Here is a 20,885-nt window from a genome sequence, read left to right as displayed (position 1 = left end):
TAGCTACTCCCTGCAGATCTATGTCTTGCCCCGACTGCCCAGCTCTGCCCGCCTTTCTGCAAGAGCCAGGGCGCTTATTTCTCTGGTTGCCCACTCCTCATACCCACCAGAAGCTCTGGCGGGCCCTGGAGGCCAAGACAGAGGTTCCCGTTCAACTTTTGCAAGACCTTGGCCTAGTTGTTGCCATTGCCCAGGGAGCCCTTAAGAAGACCCTGGAGACAATGGCTGAGATTCTCTCGCAAGAAGAGATGCGGGCCAGCCGCGCCCTGTTTTTGGCCGGAGATAGGGATCCCTGCTGGCAAGATTGCGCCCGGGTGGAGTCGCTGCTGCAGTTGTTCCACCGCACCCAAGCTGGGCTTTTGTTGGAAGTGTTGAAGGAAGACCGTCTCACCACCTACTTTCAGCCCATTGTCCGGGCGCAGGATCCCACTTGTGTGGTGGGCCACGAGGCGCTGGTGCGGGGATTGGACAAAGAGGGCAAAGTGATTGGGCCGGGCTTGCTCTTTGCCATGGCCCGCGAGGCCGGGCTGCTCTACCACTTGGACTTGGCCGCCCGCCGCACGGCCATTGCCGCGGCCACCCAGCACCGCTTACAAGGGGATCTCTTCATCAACTTCAGCCCTACGGCTATCTACGACCCGGCCTTTTGCCTGCGCTCCACCGTCTGGGCCATTAGTCGCGCCGGGATCCCGCCCCAGCGGGTGGTGTTTGAGGTCAACGAATCCGACCGCAGCCCCGATGTGGATCATTTGCAGCAGATTTTGCGCTTCTATCGGCAGGCGGGCTTTCGGGTGGCGCTGGATGACCTGGGCGCCGGCTACGGCTCCCTGAACCTGTTGCACCAGTTGCAGCCGGATCTCATCAAGCTGGATAGGGAGCTCATTCGGGGGGTGGATCGGGATCCCTATAAGGCGGTGATTGCCGAGAAGCTGCTGGAGCTGGCTCAAAAGCTGGGGATCACTACCCTGGCGGAAGGGATCGAAACGGCAGGAGAGCTGCAGTGGGTGCGCGACCGCGGCGTAGATCTGGTGCAGGGCTTTTTCATCGCCCGGCCCCAGCCTGTCCCCTCAGGATTAAGACCCAGAGGATAGCTGCCCCCACGGCTTGAGCGGCTACCGAGAAGATGACCAAAGCGGGGAGAAAGAGATCGTAGAGCACCCCCATCAGGGCGCTGCCCAAAAACCAGGCCAGGCCGTAGATGCTGGTAAACAGCCCAAAGGCAAAGCCCCTCGCCTGGGCGGCCACCATGCCGGCTACTGCTGCCTTCATGACCGATTCCTGGGCGCCCAGGCCAATCCCCCAGAGCAGCATGCCCACCACCGTCAGCCCGTAGCTGCCGGAAAAGGCCAGCGGCGCAAAACCGGCAGACAGGACCACCGCCCCCAACAGGCTCCCCAGCCCCAGGCGGTCAAATAGCCAGCCCCAGCCCAGGGCGGCTAGGGCATCCACCCCCATGGCCAGGGCGTAGAGCAAGGGGATCCCTGCCGCCTCGCCACCTTGCTGCTGCAGGTGCAGGGCAATGAGGGAAAAGTCGGCAAACCCCATGGCCACACAGGCCGCTGCTGTGAGATACAGCCAAAAGACCCTGGAAAAGCCTTTTGCTGGAGCGGTTTCCGGCTCCGGCTCAAAGTCGCGCGGGGTGGGATACAGCCATTGGGCCAGCCCCAGCACCCCTAGCCCCAGGGCCGCCGGGATCCCCAAGGCCAAGAATGCGCCTTGGAAACCGTAGCCGGCGGCAACCATTCCTGCCACCAGCAGCGGCCCTCCCACCGCCCCAATTTGATCCAAGGTCTCGTGCAGGCCAAACCCAATGCCCTGGCCCACCTGCAGCGCTGCATGGGAGAGCAACACATCCCGTGGCGGGGTGCGGATCCCTTTGCCCAGGCGCTCGACCAGCAAAAGCAAAGCAGCCCAAGGCCAACTGCTCACCCAGGCCAGAGCAGGGATCACCGCTGTGTTGAGGACATAGCCCAGGGTGGTGAGCTGCCACTGCCCTCGACTGCGGTGCACGGGATCCCTACTGAGCCGGTCGCTCCAGTAGCCTACTCCTAGGCGCAGCCCATAGGCCAGCAGTTCTCCTCCGCCGGCCACCAGGCCCACCACCGTGCCACTGGCCCCCAGGGATCCCAAAAAAGCTCCGGAGATGCTGCGGGCCCCCTCGTAGGTGGCGTCGGCGCAGAGGCTGACGATCCCCAGCAAAACGATGAAGCGCCAAGCAGGAGAGAAAAGAGTCATGGCCGGTGTCCATGCCTAGCGGAGACAAGAGGTGAGAGCAAAGAAGGCTTCAGGAGGGTCTTATCTAACCAGGAGCAACTGCGGCCAATCTAAGGCTAAGCCAATCTTGTTCTCCTTCCTTTGCATCGAATAGAATTAGACACCCTCCGTCCTTTTGGCTAAGGGAGCAAAGCAATGGCCGCTAAAAGAATTCTTTTTAAGCTGGCTTGCTTTTTGTTAAGTGCCTGTTTAGTTTCGATAGCATCGACGGTTAAAACAAGTGCCGAGCAGGCGTTCTTAAACGCTGAGTATCTCATAGCTACCTCGCCCCTTCCAGATATTGAGCGGGTTCGTTTTCAAGATGGCAAGTATCAAAGAGGCTCTAGCATTTTTGAAGAAGGGTTTCTAACAGCAAGCCTTGAAAGGCTGGAACCTACCGATCTTAACAACGATGGGCTTCAGGATGTGGTGGCGGTTGCAGCAAGCAGTACAGGAGGCAGTGCTGCCTGGATAAGCTTATCCGGCCTGTTAGGTGGCAGCAAAAACCCCACACTCCTAGAGCCTGTATTTCTTGGCGATAGAGTTGTCGTTAACAACATTTCCATCGCTCGTAGCTCTAGAGGAAGTGCTGAGGTCTGCTTAGATATGCTTGTTCATGGTCCCAAAGATGCCCAGTGCTGCCCTACTAAGAAAGAAAAAAGGTGCTTCACTGTCGCCGAAAACCGATGGATACCTCGTAGAGCCAAATAATCTTTGCTGAGGCCGGTTTGGAGGCCTAGCCTAGCAACAGCTCTAGGGCCCAGCATTGATCTTTAAGCCTCCGCTGCCTGCCCAGGGGTTTCTCTAGGAGACTCTACGAGGATTACAGGAATAGAGCTGGTCTCCAACACCGCTTGGGAAGTGGATCCCACTAGCACCTGCTCCCAGGGGCGGTGGCCCCGCTTGCCTAGGACTATGTCGGTAACCTGCCGCTCCTGGGCTATGTCCACGATGGTCTCCGCCAGGGGGCCGGAAGCCAGGCAAAATTCGTGGCGAATATCCGCCAAGAGGCGCTGGGCAAGCTGCCGCAACGCTTCCACCCCCTTCCCCTGAGGCTCATCGGTAACATGGAGCACAATCACTTCCCCATCCACCCGCCGCGCCAGATCCGCTGCCTTGCGCAGCACCGCCTCCGCCAAGGGAGAGGTATCCACGGCGGCCAAGAAGCTCACCTTGCCCTGGCTGCCCACCTTGGTGGGATCCACCTCTCCCTTTTCCAATAGGCGAGGGGCGAAAACCTGGGTTAGCCAGGCCCCTAGGGGTGCTGTGGTCAAAATCGACAGGGCCGCTAGGGCGAGGATCGTGTCCCCGCCAGGGATCCCCTGGGCTAAGGGGATGCCGCCGATGGCCGCCTGCACCGTGGCTTTGGCCATGTTGCCCGGCAGCAAAAAGAGCCGCTCCCGCCAGTTCCAGTTGCTCCCCAGGGTGGAAAGCCACCAGCCCAGGCCCCGGCCCAACAGCAGGCTCAGGGTCAAAAGCAGCAAACCGGGCAAGAGCAGGGATCCCAGTACCTGCAGATCCAAAGAGGCTCCCAGCAGGACAAACAGCACAATCTCCGCCACCGTCCAGAGGGCGTCGAACCCAAGCCGCAGCCGCCGCGCCAGCGGCCCATCCAGTTGGACGAGAAAAAACCCCAGGGCCATCACCGCCAGGTAGCCGGAAAAATAGGGCCACACCTGCGACGCCAGCACCAAGCCCAGCGCCAGGCAGGCCGCCAGCAGCACCTCTTGCGTACTGTTGCGGGTCCAGTTCTGCTGCACCAAGAGGGCCACCAAAACCCGCGCCCCCAGGTAGCCCACCGCCACCCCCAGCAGGATCTCCATCCCCACCTGGAACGGCAGCCACTGCAGGCGAAGGCTCTGGGCAGATCCCTGCCCCAAAAAGCTCAGCAACAGGCTAAAGCCCAGCAACAGCAGCACATCGGAAAGGGCGCTGCCGGTCAAAATGGCGTCCGGGATCCCTTTGGCTACCCCCCAGCCTAGGCTCTTGAGGCGCAACATCCCCGGCACGATCACCGCCGGCGACTCCGCCCCGAGCACGCAGCCCAAAAGCAGTCCTGTCGGCCAATCCAGCCCCAGGATCCAGCGGCTCAAGAGCGCCACTGCCACCGCCTCACAGGCTGCCGGCAAAAACCCCAGCCGCAGGGCCACGGATCCCTGCTGGGCCAGCTTTTCCCAATCCAGCCCCAGGCCCGCCCTCATGAGGATGATCGTGACGGCCACTAGGCGCAGATCCCCGGCTGCCGCCAACAGCTCTGGGGACAAGACCTCTTGCAACAGGATCCCGACCAGAATCATCCCCACTAGTGGCGGCATCCCCAACCGGCCCACGATCTGGCCGACAAAAAAGCCCATCCCTAAGATCCACAGCCAACTGCCCAGCATCAACAGAACCTCTCTCTTTGCCGTCCGGGTGTCGAAGGGCAGCCCAGGGGAAAGTAGAGCCGCGGAGTGGCAAGCCAACATCAAAGACTCCCACCCCCTGGAGCTGCCCAGAAGAGTAGGAGTCATCAGCCTCAGCCTTGGATTTAGAGAATTCTTAGAACCTGCCTGAGGCGGTTGCGGTGAACCCCATCACCGGTTGCCGGGAAAGGCCGAGCAGCCCACCCGCAACGCATTTGCCCCTTACCGTATCACGCCCCATCTTCCACCGCAACCAAGCGATAGGAGTGATGGGGACGGCCAATGGAGCAATAGAAATCGCTGCAGACATTGTGGGTAAAGCGATCGCTAAGGCTGCGGGTAACCTGCTGCACCACCTGGCTGCCCACTCTCTGAACCAACTTGCGCGGCAGAACTTGCAAAAACTTGGGCAAATGCAGCCGGATATCGAGATGAAGATCCCAGTGGACGCGGGTAGTGGCAGGGGATCCCGGTAGCTCCTCCAGCCGGAAACTGGCCTGGCAATCTACCCGATAGGGCAGGGCGGCCTCCCCCGGCAGCTCAGTCGAAGTCAGCCGAAATAGGTAATCTTCCTCCGGCCAGATCTTCACCCCAAAGCAGGGCTCCAGCTCAAACCCCAGCCCACCCATGCGGAAAAATTGCAGCTTGTAGGTGTCGGCAGAGAGGGGCTCCACCTGGAGTGGCCGGAAGCAGCGCTGGATCCACTGGCCGTGGCCGCGCAGGTAACGGGCCAAAGTCTCCCGGTCAGTCTCCAGATCCACTTGGCCCCGTCGTCCTGCCTGCAAATCCAAGTGGACCTTAGCTATTGGTTGATCTAACGGTGGGGGGTGATCCATCTCCTCCAAAGGCGGCTCCCCCTCTTCGGACAAAGCCCCTTCACTGAGGGGAACGACGGGCTTGGAGTTGGCGATAGACATCCCGAATATCCACCTGATAGTGAGCAAGAGCCACGAGGCAGTGGTACCAGAGATCCGCCACCTCGCGGGCCAGGGCGGTCTTGTCCCCCTCCTTTGCCGCCATCACCACTTCAGCCGTCTCCTCGCCGAGTTTTTTTAGGATGGCGTTGTCTCCCTTGGCCAGCAGGCTGCTGGTGTAGGAATCGGGACGGGGATCCGCCTGGCGGGCCTTGATCACGGCAAACACCTGCGACAGGGTATCGGCGGCCGGGATGGGATCCCCTTCCTTCTCTGGGAGGGTGCGGAAGAAGCAGCTCCGCACTCCTGTGTGGCAGGCCGCATCTCCCACCTGCTCCACCAAAATGACCAGTGCGTCGCTGTCGCAGTCGTAGCGGATTTGTTTGACCCACTGCACGTGGCCAGAAGTTTCCCCCTTGGGCCAGAACGCCTGGCGGGAGCGGCTCCAGAACCAGGTGCGGCCTGTCTCCAGCGTTTTCTGCAGCGATTCCCGGTTCATCCAGGCCATCATCAGCACCGTCCCGTCTAGGTAGTCCTGCACAATGGCCGGGATCAAACCCTGTTCGTTGTAGCGGAGGCTGTCCAGATGAGCGATCCCCTCCGGCAGAAGAGCGCGGGGCGGATCCGCTGAAGGAATGGAGTCCGAGGCAGCAATCATAGAGGGCAGGAATCCAAAGAGAGCATAAAAAGCAAGATAGCAAAGCCAGCTCTCCCCAGGGTACCTCCTCCTGCCCAGCCCGGTTTTTGTTGCCGCTAGGGGGATTTTAATCTGGGCTTAACCTCGTTTTAGTCGTGACTTAAAGTCAAGCTGCTAAGTTTGATACCGAGCTTTCACGCGCCGAGGGAGAGCAATGCGCATCCGGGTAGAAAACCTCTGGGTCACCTTTAAAAACAAGGTTGCCCTAAGAGGGGTTTGCCTCGACCTGTTTGGCGATGGAGCCCAGGTGGTGGCTCTGATTGGCCCCTCTGGCGCTGGGAAGTCCACCCTCCTTAAGCTCCTGAAGGGAATGGTCAGGCCCAGTTTTGGAAAAGTCTGGGTTGGCTCTTTCCCCCTCCACGAAGGCGGAGGGGAGGGGCTGCAGCAGGTGCGCAAGCGCACGGGCATGATCTACCAGACTTTTCAGCTCATTGGCCGCCTGACTGTCTTGGAGAACGTCCTGATTGGGCGCCTGCCCCACCTGAATCTTACCCAGGGCTTGCTGCGGCAGTTCTCGAAGCAAGATCTGGCCCAAGCAGAAAAGCTACTGGAGGAGGTGGGGCTTCTCGAGCACGCCTGGCAGAGGGCCGATGCTCTTTCGGGGGGACAGCAGCAGCGGGTGGGCATTGCTCGCGCCTTGATCCAAGAGCCGGCCCTGATCCTGGCAGATGAACCCATCTCGGCTTTGGATCCCAAAAATGCGCAGGTGATCATGGATTTACTGCTGGGGATGGTTCGTCGACAGGGCATCCCGCTCCTAGTGACCCTGCATCACCTGGAGATGGTGCGCCATTACGCCAACCGAGTTGTTGCCTTCAAGGATGGGCAGGTTTTCTTTGATGGGCCGGTTTCTGCTCTCACCCCTGAAAAAGAGAAGGATCTCTACTTCGGGGAGGGGGAAGCCTCTCAAACCCTCGGAGGGTTGCCCTCAGCCTTGACGGCTTGAGGACAGGTAAGCTCAAACTCAACTTCACAACTGCAGAGGAGAATACTCATGCGGAGAAGAAAGGTTTTGGCTCTAGCGGCTTTCCTATTGGGCTTTGCCAGTTGGGTGCCGGTGCTGGCGCAGAAGCAGAACTGGCCCAAGGAGCTAGTGATCGCTGAAGTGCCGGTGGAGAGTGCTGCTGATTACGAAGCTCGCTATGCGCCTTTCCTGGAATACCTCAAGCAGAGATTGGGGATCCCGGTGCGTTTGTTTGTGGCTGGCGACTACACAGCCGTGATGCTCTCCCAGGCGGAAGGGAAAACCCACGTTGCTTTTTATGGGCCCGCCTCTTACGTCGATGCGATTGAAAAAGCCAATGCCCCCATCGAAGCCTTTGTGAAGGAAGATTCTGTCCGCTCGGGCACTGTTTACCACTCTCTGATGATTTCCAAGAAGGGCAGTGGTATCAAAACACTAGAAGACGCCAAGGGCAAAGATTTTGCTTTCGTTGACCCGGAGAGCACTTCTGGTTTCAAGGTGCCCATGGCTTACTTCTGTCTAGAGGCCAAGATCAAGCCCAAGGAGTACTTTAAACAAGTTACCTTTGCCGGCAACCATGAGTCGGTTATCCTGGGGGTTGCTCAGGGAACCATTCCCGTGGGGGTAACCTGGGATACCGGGATCAGTATTGCCACCAAGAAGGGCCAAATTAAGGGTTTGGAAGATTTTGAGGTGATCTGGAAGTCCGATCCGATCCCTTCCTCTCCCTGGGCCTACCGCAAAGACCTGCCGGAAGACCTCAAAGAAGCCATCCGCACGGCCTACCTAGAGTACGAGAACACACCGGAAGGCAAGCAATGGCTAGAAGCTCGCGGTCTCAAGGGTTTTGAGCCGGCCAGCGACAAGGATTACGATCCCTTCCGCAGGGTTAACAATGCTCTTAAGCAACCTGAGTGCCAACTCTAAGAAACTGCCCCCCTTACCAGCGGAGCTCAAACGGAGAGATCGCCTCAGTGTTCTCCTCGGCGGGATGGTCTTTTTGACTCTCCTGCTGACGGCAGGGCCGGCTGAGATCTCACCAGTCAGGTTGCTGGCTGGGTTGGGGAGGAGTGCTGTCTTTGTCGCTCGCTTCTTTCCGCCCAGCCTGCAATTTCTGCCAGCTTTTCTTTACTCTTTGCTCCAGACCCTGATCATGGCTTTCTGGGGCACTTTTCTGGCCACCTTTCTTGTGCTTCCCTTGGCCTTCCTGGGATCCAAGAACGTCGTCCGCTCTCCCGTGGTCTATCTGGCTGTCCGCGGGTTAATGGACATCCTCAGGGGGCTTAACGAGCTGGTTCTAGCCCTGGTTTTTGTGGCCGCCATTGGCTTGGGGCCTCTCCCAGGGATCCTGGCGTTGACGCTGCACACAGCTGGAGTGGCAGGCAAGTTGCTCTCCGAGGCCATTGAGACAGTGGATATGGGGCAGGTGGAGGCCGTGAGGGCTACGGGCTCCCATCCTCTGCTGGTTCTTGTCTATGGCTTTTGGCCGCAGGTGGCCCCAGCGTTCTACTCGGTGACGCTCTACCTGTTTGAGGTCAATGTGCGCTCGGCAACAGTCTTGGGCTTGGTGGGAGCTGGTGGTATCGGCTTCGATTTGATGCAGACGGTGCGGGCCTTCCGCTTTCAGGACGCCGCCACCATCATTTTGCTCATCCTGCTAACCGTGTTTACAATCGACAAGGTCTCGGCGCGAATTCGCCAATCCCTGGTATAGGAGGTGAGGGTGCAGGCTCTTGAAATCCTGGAGCTGCTGCAGGAGGCTCCTGAAAAGACAGTTGTGGCTCTGGCGCGGGAGGTACGGCCCGCTCTGGGAGCTAGCCAGAAGCTGAAGGAAGGGGCAGGCCTGCTGTTGCTCCCCTTCCAGGACTCGCGCAGCGGTACGCCGTTTTATCTGGGAGAAGTCTTGGTTTACGAGGTTTGGCTGCGCTTCCCCCGAAAGGGAGTGGAAGGCTATGGAATGGTGCTGGGGGAACGGCCGCGCCTGGCCCGCTCCCTGGCTTACCTGGATGCCGCGTTGCAGGCGGGGATTGCTGAAGATCGGATCCAGGCCTTGGCCCTGGAAGCTCAGGAACATCTCCAGGAGAAGGATGAGCGCCTCTGGCGCAAGGTGGCCGCCACGCGCTTGGAGGTAGAGACGCTATGAGCGTGCCCATACCTGCAGCCGAACGGCAAAGCCAACAGGTCTTCCGAACCTTGGTGATGGCGCTGAGCTACCCTGGCCGGCTTTGGCGCTTGCCAACTCACTCGCTGCGCCAAGCCTTCCGCCTCATTGGGACTACCCTGGTGGATGGAAATGTGGGGGTTTGGGCGCCAGACTGGCTGCTCTTGGATCTGCGCGGTCAGGCTCCTCGGCCCGTGGCCTTGGAGGCGGCGGACTTTGTCTTTGCCGAGCGGCTGGCGGATTTGCCTGCCGGCTGGGAAACCCTCTCGGTTCTTAAGAGGGGCACCTACCTGGAGCCGGAGAGCGGGGCAACTCTCATCCTGGGAACTGGCTGGGGCCAGGGATCCCCTCTTGTCTTCAAGGGCCCCGGCATTGCTGGGGAGGTGCGCTTGGCTGTGGATTTGCCCCCTGCTTTTTGGCGGCTGCGCTCCCAGATCTCGGCCTACCCGTTGGGAGTGGACATCTTGCTTACCGACGGGCAGCATGTAGTAGGCATACCGCGAAGTGTGGAGGTGGGTTGATGGGCTACGTGGTGGCGCGGGGCAGTCAGGAGGCCATTCTCAATGCCGAAGCCCTTTTTCGGGAATTGTTGCCGAGGGGGGCAGGTCAGTGGAGTAAGGGCCTGGCCAGCTACTTGCCCTATCTTTTGGATCAGGTGATGGCGGAAGCTGGCCTCTGGGCTCCAGAGCTGGCTGCTGAGGCCTTGGCCCAGACAGGGGGCGATCTCTACGAAGCGCTGCTGCTTTTGCGAGCTCATCGAACTACCCTTCCTCGCCTGGGCAAAGCGCAGCTTCAGAAAAAAGAAGATTTGCTCCTGGTGCGACGGCTTTCTTCAGCCTTCAAGAGCATTCCCGGCGGCCAAGTCCTCGGCCCCACCCTCGACTACAGCCTGCGTCTGCTGGGTTTTTCCGGAACCCAAGGGGTGGAGCCAGAGACCACGGCTGCTCCCCAGCGCTACCCCTCGGTGCGAACCTGGCTAAAAGAGCAAGGCCTACTGGAAGAAGATCCAGTGGCAGAGAAAGACTTAGAGGAAGAGATCCCGGATCTAACGCGGCAGCCGCTGCTGTTTCCGGCGCCAAGAGCCCATCGCCTGCAAGCTTTGGCGCGAGGGGACACCGGGGGACTCCTGGCCCTCGCCTACAGCGCCATGCGGGCCTACAACGTCCACACCCACCCAACAGTGGCGGAGTTGGGGGTGGGCTATCTCGAGGTGCGGGCTATCCACCCGGTGCGGGGAGGCAGCTTTCGCCTGGGGCGGATCCGCTTGGCCTTTGCAGAAGTCGTCGGGCATGGGGAGAAGGGATACCGCTTAGGCTTTGCTGCCAGCTTGGGCTGGAACGAGGGGCGGGTTATTGCGGGCGCAATGTTGGATTTGGAGATGGATCGCCCCACCCATCCGGCCCGCAGCGAGGAGTTTGTTCTGGTACACACGGATCCCGTGGAGGCCTCGGGCTTTGCCCTGCACTACAAACTGCCTCACTATGTAACGTTCTTCAGCAATTGGATGAGCCATCAGGAGGCTGCTCTTGAACCCTAAGCATAGCTACGCCTACTTGGATCCTGAAGCCAAGCGAGAAATTCGGCGCAAGGTTCTCAAGGCTTTGGCCATACCGGCATATCAAGTTCCCTTTGCCAGCCGAGAGATGCCCCTAGCCCGCGGCTGGGGCACGGGCGGCCTGCAGCTTACCCTCAGCCTCGTGGGGCCGGAAGATGTGGTGAAGGTCATCGACCAAGGAGCGGATGACTCGGTTAATGCTGCCAACTTGCGCCGCTTCATTGCCCACGTCAGCGGAGCTCGAACCACCACCGATGCTTTGGAAGCAACCCTCATCCAAAGCCGTCACCGCATCCCGGAGGAGCGGCTGCAAGAAGGACAAATTTTGATCTTGCAAGTCCCGATCCCTGAGCCCCTGCGCTACGTGGAGCCTTCCGATGCCAAGGCACGGGAGCTGCATGCCCTGGGGGACTACAGCCTGCTTTGGGTGGATCTATTTGAAGAACACTTGCGTCACGGCCGCAGCCGCAAGGGAGCAGCCTATCCCGTTCTGGTGCATGGCCGCTATGTGATGGATCCCAGTCCCCTGCCGCGCTGGGATCTGCCCAAGCTGCACCAGGCAGCCCACATCACGCTCTTTGGCGCCGGTCGGGAGAAGCGGATCTATGCTGTCCCCCCTTACACGCAGGTAGAACCTCTGGCCTTTGTGGATCGACCCTTCCAGCCGGAACCCATTGTGGGATCCTGCCGCCGCACCGGTTGCCGCCACGTCTTTCTCAACGCCATTCCTCAGGAGGATGGCAGCTTGGCCTACGAGATCTCCGACCAGGGCTATATGGAAAAACTCCTAGCTGGCAAAGAAAGTGGGCCTTTATTTGTTGGGGAGAAGCAGCATGGTTGAAGAAAGGCCTTTGCTGGAACTGGTCAAGGTGTGGAAAGCCTACGGGGATCGCTGGGCCCTCAAGAACGTCAGCCTCAAGCTCTATCCCCAGGAGGTGCTGGGGGTGGTGGGGGCTTCTGGCAGCGGCAAGAGCACCCTTTTGAGAATTCTCTATCTCCAGGAGACGGCGCAAGGGGAATACTGGCTCAACCTCCCCGGCTGGGAGGGGTGTAATCTGCTGGCGCTTTCTCCCTATGAGCGACCTGCGGCGCGGCGCCACTTGGCCATGGTTTATCAAGAAGCTGCCCAGGCCCTGCGCATGGGCTTTGCCGCCCTAACCAATGTTGCTGAGCCCCTTGTGCTCAAGGGGGAACGGCGATTTGAAGTTTTGCAAAAGGAAGCGCAGGCAGCTTTGGAGAGGGCAGACTTCCCCCTGGAGCGGGCTGGGGATCCGCCTACTTTCCTTTCGGGAGGGGAGCGGCAGCGGGTGCAGATTGCCAAAGCCTTGGCTCAAGAGCCAACGGCCATCCTCTTGGACGAGCCAACGACTGGCTTAGATTTGCTGGTGCAGGCAACCTTCTTGGACACCCTACGCCGCCTCAAGCGGCAGTTGGGGATGAGTCTGATTTTGGTTAGCCACGATCTCTCAGTGGTACGGGCATTGGCGGATCGCATTGTGGTTTTGCACCAGGGAGAGGTGGTAGAAGAAGGCCTCGCCGACCAAGTGCTGGAGGATCCCCGCCACCCCTTTACTCAGGATTTGGTTGCCGCAAGGCTGTAGAGAGATGCTGCAAGTTATCGATTTGGAAAAGCGGTTTTTCCTGCACCGGCTGGGGCGGGAAGTTCTGGCTTTCAAACAGGTGAGCTTCTCCCTACAAGCAGGGGAGTTGCTGCTCCTAGAGGGCCCCAATGGCGCCGGCAAGTCTTCCCTGTTGCGAACACTTTACCGCAGCTACTGTCCCACAGGGGGGCAGATCCTTCTGCAGACTCCCCGCGGAAGGGTGGATCTGGCGCGTTTGGGGGATCGCGAGATCTTGTGGATCCGGCGGGAGTACATCGGCTATGTCAGCCAGTTTCTGGATCCCCGACCCCGCACCACCGCCCTGGAGCTGGTGGCGGAGCCGCTGCTGTGGCGAGGTGTAGAAGAAAGCCGAGCACGGCAGCGGGCGGCAGAGCTGCTCCTGGAGCTGGGCCTAAAGCCCGAGTTACTGGAGGCTTTCCCCACGGGTTTCTCTGGGGGCGAAAAACAAAAGCTCAACCTGGCCCGCTCGCTCATTCATCCCTATCCCTTGCTGCTGTTGGACGAGCCCACGGCCAGCTTGGATGCAGGGGCCAGGAAAGCTCTGCGGGAGCGCCTTCGCCATCTGAAGCAGCAGGGAACTGCGCTTGTTGGCGTTTTCCACTCGCCAGAAGACGTGGCGGGCTTGGTGGACAAAACCTACCACCTGGAGGAGAAGCAAGATGTGGCTGTCCGGACTTAAGCTGGTTCTCCCTGACCAAGTGCTCCCGCTGGGATCCCTGCGGCTGGAGGGGGAGTGGATTGCTGAGATTCGAGAAGGGCAGGTGGACGAAGGAATCCCTTTACAGGGCTTAACCCTCGTCCCTGGCGTCATCGATCTCCACGCCGACAGCCTAGAGCCGGAGCTGGAGCCGCGGCCAGGGGTACAGTTGGCTGCCGAGATGGCCCTGGAGGTTTGGGAAAACCGAGCTCTGGCAGCAGGCATGACCACTGCTTTTGTCACCCTGTCCTTTTGGGAGGGCCTGCCCGGTTGGCGCAGCCCGGAGACCGCTTTGGCCCTGGCCGAGCAATTGGTTGCCCTGCGTTCCCGTTTGTCGCTGGACTTGCGGATCCATGCCCGCTACGAAGTCTCTCGCCCCTTGGGAGCAGCAGCCGTTCGCCACGCCCTCAGCCAAGGTTGGGTGGATCTCCTTTCGTTTATGGATCACACGCCTGGCCAAGGCCAGTTCCCGACCCTAGAAGACTACGTTCGCTATATGGCCCGTCACCTGGGCCAGCAGCCTGAGGAGGTTGCCGCCAGCCTCAGGAACCCATCCCAGCTAGAAGTTCTCCCTGCCCTTGCCGAGCTGGCCCAGCAGGCAAAAGAGCAAGGGGTGACGCTGGCTTCCCATGACGACGATTGCCCCGACAAGGTTCAGTTGATGGCCAAGCTGGGCGTGAAGATCAGCGAGTTTCCGGTCACCTTGGCCGCTGCTCTAGAAGCCCAACAGTTGGGCTTACTGGTGGTCATGGGGGCCCCCAATGCTCTCAGGGGATCCTCCCATGTGGGCAATCTCTCCGCCCTCCAGGCCCTGAAGGCAGGATCCCTGGGCGCTCTGGCCACCGACTACTCGCCGGCTGCCGCGCTAAGAGCTGCCTTTGCCCTGGCGGAGAAGCAGGCTTTGGAGTTGCCCCAGGCCATCGCCTTGGTCAGCCGCAACCCCGCCCAGGCCGTTGGCCTCCAGGATCGGGGGGCTCTTTGCCCAGGGCTGAGGGCCGACCTGGTGATCTTGCGGGAGAAGCCCTTCCGGGTTATGGGCGTGTTTGTTGCCGGCAAGCCCGTCTTTCTCCGCGATGGCCTAGGTTGGTAGGGAAGACTGGATCGCCAAAAAGTTGTGCCCAGAGTCGAAGCCCCCTGAATCTACTCCAGAGCCGCTCTCGGCAGCAGCTTCCGGGTCGGCTTGCGCTCCAGAGGCCAAGTGGGTCGCTCCAGACGGGTATCCACCAGCACAGAGGCTGGGGCGAGATTAACCCGCTCCAGCAGCCGTTGCAGCAGTTGAGCATCGATGACATCCCCCCCGCTGGATGGGGTTGCCGTTCCCGCCACCAGGGGAGTATCGGCCAGCAGCAATTCTGCCACTGCCTGGGCCAGTTCTTGGCCGTACACGCCATCAGGGCCAGAGGGGAGCAGATCCAGCCGTCCCTGCTGAGCGGCCAGACGGCTTAAGCCCAGTTGCACCGCCACCACGGCCGGGCCCCGCTCCCCTCGCCTTAGAGTGCGCTGGCCGGCCAGGATGCTCTCCAGCTGCGCCTTGGCCACTTCCTGGTCGCCGCTGGGGAGCAACTGCACCAGCCCCTCCAGCCGGCTGCCGGGGAAGTTGCCGCTTGCCTGCTGCTGGGGATCCTCCCTCCACAGACGGGTTAGGTCGTAGAGCAAAATGGCGTGGGGGACAGGGCGGCTGGGCTGGTTGGGGCCGGCATGGCCGGTGGCGAGGATCTCCCCTTGGTAGACCAGTGAGGTGCTGAAGCCAGAGTCCAGCAGCACCGCCTCACGGATCCCGGTTTTGGGCAATAGGCTAGCCAGGATGGCGGCGTTGACGTGGGTTTTGGTAACCCCGATTACCACCTGATCCTGGTTGTCTACGCCAAAAAAGGCGCGGGGGCGGAACTCGGCGGCGCTGGAGAGGCGAAACGAGTCAATCTCCGCTGGCGAAAGGGCCCGGCCATCCTTGACCAGCCACAAGCCCGCCACAAACAAGTCCGTGACCTCCGGCATGAGCTGGCGAAGGTTGTCGAGCTGGGTCATGGTGTCGGGATCAAAGGGCACAAAGCGCAGCCGATCCCTGCCTAGGAGTACCAAAGGCCGGCCCCGGATGACCCTGTCATCTTCGGGGCGACCGGGAATAAAGGTCTTGTGGTTGGCGGCCATCACTGGCCCCACCATGACGTTGCTGGCCGAGTTAATCCAAGGAATGGAGAAGAAGCTGCCGTTAATGCCGGCATCGGCTTGGTAGCGCTGGACTAGGGTTCTTACCTCGTAGCGCCGCTCCGCGTGCACCGTAGCCGCCCGTCCGCCGCGGATGGTGAGGATCCTCACCCCGTCGATGACCTCATCGGTTAGAGCCAGGGGCCGTGTCCCATCCAGCCAGTAGTCGGGGCTGCGGCCAAGGGTAAAGGTGCGGGCGCCAACAATGGCCTCGGTGAGGCGAAACTGGTTAAAGCGGCGCACCTCCAGCAAGTTGGGCGACTGTCCCGTAAAGCCGGGATCCATCGTAAAGGCCATCCGGTAACCCGCCTCGGCCAGGTATTGCTTCACCCGCTCGTCCCGATTGCCTTCCGGATAGGCAAAGTAGTGGATGGGGTGGCCCAGCTCCTGCTCCAGCTTGGTCTTGCAGTCAACCACCTCTCGCCGCAGGCGGGCATCGTCCAGCAGCCGTAGGTCGGGAGGATGGTTGACGGTGTGGGCGGCAAAGTCAATCAGCCCGCTGGCATCCATCTCCCGCATCTGATCCCAAGTGAAGTGATCTTTGTCCGTAGGTACGCCGACAAAGCCGGTCTGAACAAAGTAGGTGGCGGGGTAGTTGTACTCCTTCAAGAGGGGGTAGGCGTTTTCGTAAAGCCCAAGGTAGGCGTCGTCAAAAGTCAGCAAAATGGCCTTTTCCGGCAAGGGATCCCCGTCCCGTAGGTGTTTGTAGAGTTGGTCGATGTGGATGGGGGTCAGCCCCGCCTGCTTAATGGCCTCAAAGTGCTGCCGCAGCTCGGCTACCGTGGTGTCAAACCAGACTTGTTTGCGGCCAGCCACCACGTCGTGGTACATGATGGCCGGCACGTAGGAGAGGCTGGCCAAGGGAGCCAACGCAAAAGGATCCCGCTGCAGTTGCGGCTCTTGGGGGAGGGGCGGGCGCTGTTGGGCGGCCTTGGCCTTGGCCCGAGGGGTTGGAAACTCAGCTAGGGTCCACGCCAGGGCCGGCAGGCGGCTGGCCCAGTCGGGATGAGCAGTTGCCCAGGCCACCAGGGCTCCAGTCCCAAACCCCAGCACCGTAACCAACAAAGCCAAGAAGCGGAGCAGCCGGAAGCGCAACTTCGTTGGCGGTCGCTGCCCAGAGCTAGAAAAACTTCGGCGCGGGAAGGGGGATCCCCTTTTTGCCCCAGAGACTGGATGACCGCCCCGGCGCGTCGGCGGCTGTCGAGAGGTCATGTCCTCCTCCTCACCGGCAAAACCAACGTCAGCCTACCACCCCCATCTCCTGGTTGGGGACGAGGAAGCCCTTGCCAGTGGTTTGCACCCCAGTCCATAGGAGGGGTAGCAGAACCACCGCCCAGAAGCTGTCCAGGCAAGTCAGTCGAGGTTGCTCAACAAATTGGACTCTGTAATGCTGACAATCTTGCCCCCCCTTTGGGTAATGCGCTTCACTTCTTGGGAGAGCCGGCTGAAGGGCACTTTGTACTCGACAACGCTCTTGCGCACGCCCCCTCCCACCAGACCCGATACCTTGATGGTGAAGATCTTGTCGCTGTTGGGCAGGGACGAGGCTGCCGAAGGGGCAACCTGAGCAGGTTTGGTCGCTGGAGCCGCTTCCGCTTGCGGTGCAGCGGCGCTCTCCCGCTCCAAAAGCAGCCGCCAACTGCGGGGATAGGCGGGAGCCAGACGATAAACCACCTTGTAGGAGCCAGTGACATGGTCATCTTCCGACTCTACCCTCACCACTGTTCCTGCTGGGATATCTAGCTTGGCTCCCTTGGACATCACTTTAATTCCAGGCCAATTGGTGGGCACATCCGTCAGCAGCTCAACTTCAAACGCTTGATCCCCTAGTAGCAACTTGGCCATGGCGATAACTCCGTTTTGCTTGGCAGGCAGCTGCCAAAAACCCTGCTCGACTACAGCCTCACCGCTAGACATTTTACTGGTTACGGGTGCTCCACCAAAGCCTCCCGCCAGTATCTGTCATGGAAAGGGAGTCTGTTGTAGATTTGTAAAGGAATTGTCGAGGGTGGCACACCTGGAGGGATCCCCATGCTGAACTTGGCTTTGCTGGATTTGGCAGCAGCTTCGGATTGGCTAACGACTGCCCTTCAGCCGGTGGCTGACTTCTTTGCCGGCTTCAACCTGCCCCAGCCAATTGTGCAGTGGGGGCATCCTCTCATGATGGGGATTGTCGTGGTGGTGATGGGCAGCTTTGTGGGTCTAACGGGCTGGCGGGGGCGGGCCTTGCGCCTGGCAGCCGAGGGATCCCTGCCGGAATCGGCCCAAAAGCCGCTCTTGGATCACCGCAAATTGGCCCCCTGGATGGCCACCTTCATTGCCCTGGGCTACACCGGCGGCCTTCTCTCCTTGGTCATGCAGGGCAAGCCCCTGCTGAGCAGCCCCCACTTCTGGACGGGATCCCTGGTGTTGCTGTTGTTGGCCGTGAATGGCACCTTGTCTCTCAGCGGCTTTGGCGGCAACCGGGAGACCTTGCGCACTGCCCATGCCTATCTGGGCAGCCTAATTCTCTGCTTGCTCTTTACCCATGCCCTCCTGGGCCTAAAGCTGGGGCTGTCTTTGTAGCGGATCCCCCCAGCTACTAGAGCCAAGCCTAGCGAATGTACTGCACCAGCGTTCGCGAAGCAGAGCCCACCCGCAGCTTGCGCAGGGCATCCCGCTCGATCTGGCGAATCCGCTCGCGTGTCAGGTTAAAGTGGTTCCCCACTTCTTGCAGGGTTCTTGCCCTTTGGCCGTCTAGCCCATAGCGCAACTCCAATACTTGCCTCTCAATGGGCTTTAGGGTCTGCAGGGCAGAACGTACATCTTGCCGCAGAGACTGCTCCAGGATCTCTTCAAAGGGTTGCTCCTGCCGCTCATCCGGCAGCAAGTCCCCTAAGCGGCTTTCCCCTTCCTGGCCAACCGGTACATCTAACGACAGGGGCAAAGCGGCAGCCTGCTGGATGAGGCGCAACTTCTTGACCTTGATGCCCATTGCCCCGGCCAGCTCAGCTTCTGTAGGTCGCCGCCCTCGGGCCTTCGTGAGCTCGCGGTTGGTCCGCTTGAGCAAGCGCACTTTGTCTACCATATGCACTGGCAGGCGGATAGTCCGGCCCTGGTTGGCAATGCAGCGGGTAATGCCCTGGCGGATCCACCAGTGGGCATAGGTACTGAAGCGGAAACCTCGCTCGGCATTGAATTTTTCAGTGGCTCGAATCAGACCTATGTTGCCCTCTTGGATCAAGTCCAAAAAGGGTACCCCTCGGTTGAGGTACTTCTTGGCCACACTCACCACCAGACGCAGGTTGGCGTTGATTAGCTTGCGTTGGGCCTGCTCTCCCTGGCGGATGCGCGAGCGCAGAGTTGCCACAGGGATCTGCAGGGCTGCCGCCAATTCCTCATCGCTGGGATCCTGCCCCCGCTGCTGCCGCCATTCTTTTCGGGCCTGGTCAATGAGCAGCTTCTGCTGAATTTTGCGCGACAGCTCAATCTCTTCCGCGTGATCAATGCGGGGCACCCGGCCAATGGTATTCAAGTAGTGATCAACAGCATCTTCGTTAAGGCGTGCACTGGCCGCCAGGTCAGCCTCTGCAGCGGAATCCACCGCCTCCGGCCAGGGCTCATCGAACTCCTGAGGGGAGAGGGGAAGGTTTTCAGGGTGAGGATGAGAGAGAACCACGGCCACCTTGAGGAGAGAACTTTCCTCCCTAGTCTAGGAAAGTTTCTTCCCCCCCTGTAAGCGAAAATCGATCATCACCGCCTTTTTTGCCTAGAAATTTTCCTGCCTAGAGGGGGGATTACCCCGGATCCTACCCGCTAAGCCCTGACCGAGCAGGCATCCTAGGCGCAAGCATCCGTAAGCAATTTTCGATCTAGAGCCTGAGGTAGGATGTTTAGGAGGCAGCCAGGCTGCCTGCTCTAACAAGTCGTGCTTGCCTAGGCTACCATGGGGCGCCGGAGAAGCCATCAGCCTCCTCAGCCTGGAAAAGAACATTCCTCCTCCCTTGCCAACCCCAACCAGCGCCCTCCTGCAGCAAACTTGATTGGAGAGCGAGTGCGCTGGGTACGGGAGAGGTTGCAGCTCACTCAGGATCAACTGGCGGGTCGCCTGGCCAAGTACGGTGTTCATTTGGATTACGTCAAGGTGGGCCAGGTGGAAAAGGGCAAACGGCGCGTCATCGACAAAGAACTGGTGGCTTTTGCCAAGGCGCTGGGAGTCTCGGTTACTTGGCTGCTGAGTGGCGACGAATCTAGCCTCTAGTCAGTTCCCTAGCCCCTACCGCCCTGGCTAGGAGCGGCAGCAGAAGGAGCAACTCCAGGCGCTCTGCTGGCCCTAGGGTCACTCTCCCCCTTGCGGATCGTTACAGATAGTTGAGAAGCTGCAGTAAAGCAAAGCAGAGACTGGCGCTGCCCAAAGGCACGGTCAGGTTATCCAGCCCCCACCAAGAGAACATCTCCAAACCCATGGCTATCCCCCCCACCACGACGCTGATGGCAAGCAACAAGGGAGAGAAGCCAAAGTACCCCAATAGTAGCAATGCCATCACTAGGCTGCTCACCACCCACATGGTCAGGGATCCCTCCCAGCTTTTTTGGAGGGATCCCAGTTGATAGGAATGTTTCCCCCAGCTCTTGCCCACCAGCCCCGCCAAGGCATCGGCCCAGGTCATCACCAGAATGCCAATGACAGCGAAAACTTGTTGCTGGGGCCGCCAAAACAAGAAGAGGAGGAGGCCAATGCTGACAGCATAGAAAAAGGTGCCGAAGCTGCGGCGCCCGACGCTATTCAAGCTAGGCAAGATAGCCACCCGGTAGGAGAGCAGCGCCAAGCCAGCAAACACCAGGGAGAACCCCACCCCAAGCCAGCGGGGCACCTGCAAGGCCCAAGCCAGCAGAATGATATTGCCCACACCAATGTGGACAGCTTTGCGCACCCATTCCCCATCCACTTGTCGGGAGCGCAGCCATTCCGCAAAGGCAAATACGGAGGCCAGCCAGAGAGCGTAGCAAGCAAGCTGCTGCGCTAGGCCCATGAGCTGGCCTCAGAGAGTTTTCAAGTAGCTAAGCAGATCCGCCATTGCCTGGGGATCGGGCTGGAACTGGGGCATGGGCGGAGTCTTGCCACTGGTTACTTGGTAAATGATAAACCGGTCAGAGCGGCGGCTGCTCACCCCCCGCAGGCTGGGGCCTACGCGGCCATCCCCTTCTTCGCCATGGCAGGCGGCACAGTTAAGGGCAAACAGCGAGGCTCCCCTGCTGGCTTGCCCTTCCAAGCTAAGAACAGCCTCGATGTAGGGATCTGGCCGCACGGCTGCAGCCAGCCAACTCCAGCCAAAGACCGCTAGACCTACAAGAAGTAGACCCCATCCCAGCTTCCTCACCCAGCCCCCTGACCCCAGCACTTGCAGGAAGGAAAAAAACGGCCTCAGGGGCTGC

23 protein-coding genes and 1 riboswitch are annotated in these 20,885 nt (G+C 60.2%); of the genes, 14 read left to right on the top strand and 9 right to left on the bottom strand.

Translation table 11 applies throughout. The annotated features are described in order from the left end of the window. Positions 1 to 20 precede the first annotated feature (20 nt). Positions 21 to 1,091, top strand: coding sequence for an EAL domain-containing protein (locus tag NW827_RS11890; RefSeq protein WP_414503735.1), 1,071 nt, complete (start codon positions 21 to 23; stop codon positions 1,089 to 1,091). Here the strand turns inward: NW827_RS11890 and NW827_RS11885 are convergent. Then, positions 1,042 to 2,235: an MFS transporter gene (locus NW827_RS11885; protein ID WP_414403242.1), complete on the bottom strand. Its 1,194-nt coding sequence runs from the start codon at positions 2,233 to 2,235 to the stop codon at positions 1,042 to 1,044. The two genes, NW827_RS11890 and NW827_RS11885, sit on opposite strands and share 50 nt — an antisense overlap. 174 nt (positions 2,236 to 2,409) lie before the next feature. Here NW827_RS11885 and NW827_RS11880 point away from each other — a divergent pair, with 174 nt between their 5' ends. Next, a complete protein-coding gene (locus NW827_RS11880; RefSeq protein ID WP_414403241.1) occupies positions 2,410 to 2,964 on the top strand; it encodes a hypothetical protein in 555 nt (184 codons plus the stop codon). A gap of 62 nt (positions 2,965 to 3,026) precedes the next feature. Here NW827_RS11880 and NW827_RS11875 read toward each other — a convergent pair whose 3' ends face one another. The 3 genes from NW827_RS11875 to hisIE all read right to left on the bottom strand — a co-directional run bounded on the left by NW827_RS11875 (position 3,027) and on the right by hisIE (position 6,227). Beyond that, a complete protein-coding gene (locus NW827_RS11875; protein ID WP_414503734.1) occupies positions 3,027 to 4,763 on the bottom strand; it encodes a cation:proton antiporter in 1,737 nt (578 codons plus the stop codon). Then, positions 4,747 to 4,840: riboswitch (Fluoride riboswitch) on the bottom strand. It overlaps the preceding gene by 17 nt. Before the next feature lie 45 nt (positions 4,841 to 4,885). Next, entirely contained in the window at positions 4,886 to 5,572 is a 687-nt protein-coding gene (locus tag NW827_RS11870) for a DUF1997 domain-containing protein (RefSeq protein ID WP_414403239.1), read from the bottom strand. Continuing rightward, entirely contained in the window at positions 5,532 to 6,227 is a 696-nt protein-coding gene (hisIE, locus tag NW827_RS11865; protein WP_414403238.1) for a bifunctional phosphoribosyl-AMP cyclohydrolase/phosphoribosyl-ATP diphosphatase HisIE, read from the bottom strand. The genes NW827_RS11870 and hisIE overlap by 41 nt, the downstream gene beginning before the upstream one ends. A gap of 193 nt (positions 6,228 to 6,420) precedes the next feature. Between hisIE and NW827_RS11860 the strand changes: the two genes are divergently transcribed. The 10 genes from NW827_RS11860 to NW827_RS11815 are packed head-to-tail and all read left to right on the top strand — an operon-like array spanning position 6,421 to position 14,355. After that, positions 6,421 to 7,212 (top strand): phosphonate ABC transporter ATP-binding protein, encoded by a 792-nt coding sequence (locus NW827_RS11860; protein ID WP_414403237.1) that lies wholly within the window; start codon positions 6,421 to 6,423, stop codon positions 7,210 to 7,212. 48 nt (positions 7,213 to 7,260) lie between these two features. After that, positions 7,261 to 8,157 (top strand): phosphonate ABC transporter substrate-binding protein, encoded by an 897-nt coding sequence (phnD, locus tag NW827_RS11855; RefSeq protein ID WP_414403236.1) that lies wholly within the window; start codon positions 7,261 to 7,263, stop codon positions 8,155 to 8,157. Beyond that, entirely contained in the window at positions 8,126 to 8,944 is an 819-nt protein-coding gene (gene phnE, locus NW827_RS11850) for a phosphonate ABC transporter, permease protein PhnE (protein WP_414503733.1), read from the top strand. The genes phnD and phnE overlap by 32 nt, the downstream gene beginning before the upstream one ends. A 9-nt stretch (positions 8,945 to 8,953) precedes the next feature. Further along, entirely contained in the window at positions 8,954 to 9,373 is a 420-nt protein-coding gene (phnG, locus tag NW827_RS11845; protein ID WP_414359323.1) for a phosphonate C-P lyase system protein PhnG, read from the top strand. After that, the gene (phnH, locus tag NW827_RS11840) at positions 9,370 to 9,912 is read left to right on the top strand and encodes a phosphonate C-P lyase system protein PhnH (RefSeq protein WP_414403234.1); all 543 of its coding nucleotides are present in this window, start codon (positions 9,370 to 9,372) and stop codon (positions 9,910 to 9,912) included. The genes phnG and phnH overlap by 4 nt, the downstream gene beginning before the upstream one ends. Beyond that, a complete protein-coding gene (locus NW827_RS11835) occupies positions 9,912 to 10,928 on the top strand; it encodes a carbon-phosphorus lyase complex subunit PhnI (RefSeq protein ID WP_414359326.1) in 1,017 nt (338 codons plus the stop codon). The genes phnH and NW827_RS11835 overlap by 1 nt, the downstream gene beginning before the upstream one ends. Continuing rightward, a complete protein-coding gene (locus NW827_RS11830) occupies positions 10,918 to 11,787 on the top strand; it encodes an alpha-D-ribose 1-methylphosphonate 5-phosphate C-P-lyase PhnJ (RefSeq protein ID WP_414359328.1) in 870 nt (289 codons plus the stop codon). Before NW827_RS11835 ends, NW827_RS11830 begins: the two co-directional genes overlap by 11 nt. Beyond that, positions 11,780 to 12,547 carry an ATP-binding cassette domain-containing protein gene (locus NW827_RS11825; RefSeq protein WP_414403233.1) on the top strand — a complete coding sequence of 256 codons (768 nt, stop codon included), beginning with the start codon at positions 11,780 to 11,782 and terminating at the stop codon, positions 12,545 to 12,547. The genes NW827_RS11830 and NW827_RS11825 overlap by 8 nt, the downstream gene beginning before the upstream one ends. Before the next feature lie 4 nt (positions 12,548 to 12,551). Then, a complete protein-coding gene (locus tag NW827_RS11820) occupies positions 12,552 to 13,247 on the top strand; it encodes an ATP-binding cassette domain-containing protein (protein ID WP_414359330.1) in 696 nt (231 codons plus the stop codon). After that, positions 13,228 to 14,355: an alpha-D-ribose 1-methylphosphonate 5-triphosphate diphosphatase gene (locus tag NW827_RS11815; protein ID WP_414503732.1), complete on the top strand. Its 1,128-nt coding sequence runs from the start codon at positions 13,228 to 13,230 to the stop codon at positions 14,353 to 14,355. Before NW827_RS11820 ends, NW827_RS11815 begins: the two co-directional genes overlap by 20 nt. A 50-nt stretch (positions 14,356 to 14,405) precedes the next feature. Here the strand turns inward: NW827_RS11815 and NW827_RS11810 are convergent, their stop codons facing one another. Then, positions 14,406 to 16,682: a polysaccharide deacetylase family protein gene (locus tag NW827_RS11810; protein WP_414403231.1), complete on the bottom strand. Its 2,277-nt coding sequence runs from the start codon at positions 16,680 to 16,682 to the stop codon at positions 14,406 to 14,408. A 141-nt stretch (positions 16,683 to 16,823) separates the two neighbouring features. Next, entirely contained in the window at positions 16,824 to 17,315 is a 492-nt protein-coding gene (locus tag NW827_RS11805) for a phycobilisome linker polypeptide (protein ID WP_414403230.1), read from the bottom strand. 186 nt (positions 17,316 to 17,501) lie between these two features. On the opposite strand from NW827_RS11805, the gene NW827_RS11800 reads away from it, so the two are divergent. After that, on the top strand, positions 17,502 to 18,035 hold the full coding sequence (locus NW827_RS11800; RefSeq protein WP_414403229.1) for a DUF4079 domain-containing protein: 534 nt from the start codon (positions 17,502 to 17,504) through the stop codon (positions 18,033 to 18,035). A 28-nt stretch (positions 18,036 to 18,063) separates the two neighbouring features. Here NW827_RS11800 and NW827_RS11795 read toward each other — a convergent pair whose 3' ends face one another. Further along, positions 18,064 to 19,134: an RpoD/SigA family RNA polymerase sigma factor gene (locus tag NW827_RS11795; protein WP_414403228.1), complete on the bottom strand. Its 1,071-nt coding sequence runs from the start codon at positions 19,132 to 19,134 to the stop codon at positions 18,064 to 18,066. 354 nt (positions 19,135 to 19,488) lie between these two features. Here NW827_RS11795 and NW827_RS11790 point away from each other — a divergent pair, with 354 nt between their 5' ends. After that, positions 19,489 to 19,710 carry a helix-turn-helix domain-containing protein gene (locus tag NW827_RS11790; RefSeq protein ID WP_414359339.1) on the top strand — a complete coding sequence of 74 codons (222 nt, stop codon included), beginning with the start codon at positions 19,489 to 19,491 and terminating at the stop codon, positions 19,708 to 19,710. A gap of 100 nt (positions 19,711 to 19,810) precedes the next feature. Here the strand turns inward: NW827_RS11790 and NW827_RS11785 are convergent, their stop codons facing one another. Both NW827_RS11785 and NW827_RS11780 read right to left on the bottom strand, forming a co-directional pair. Further along, positions 19,811 to 20,482 (bottom strand): diacylglycerol/polyprenol kinase family protein, encoded by a 672-nt coding sequence (locus NW827_RS11785; RefSeq protein WP_414403227.1) that lies wholly within the window; start codon positions 20,480 to 20,482, stop codon positions 19,811 to 19,813. Between the two features lie 9 nt (positions 20,483 to 20,491). Then, positions 20,492 to 20,770 carry a c-type cytochrome gene (locus tag NW827_RS11780; RefSeq protein WP_414403367.1) on the bottom strand — a complete coding sequence of 93 codons (279 nt, stop codon included), beginning with the start codon at positions 20,768 to 20,770 and terminating at the stop codon, positions 20,492 to 20,494. Between the last annotated feature and the right edge of the window lie 115 nt (positions 20,771 to 20,885).

The sequence above is a fragment of the Synechococcus sp. H70.1 genome, assembly GCF_047502705.1.
Lineage (GTDB): Bacteria > Cyanobacteriota > Cyanobacteriia > Thermostichales > Thermostichaceae > Thermostichus.
The sequence above is the reverse complement of the archived record's forward strand: the minus strand, read 5'-3'. Positions and strand labels throughout refer to the sequence as shown.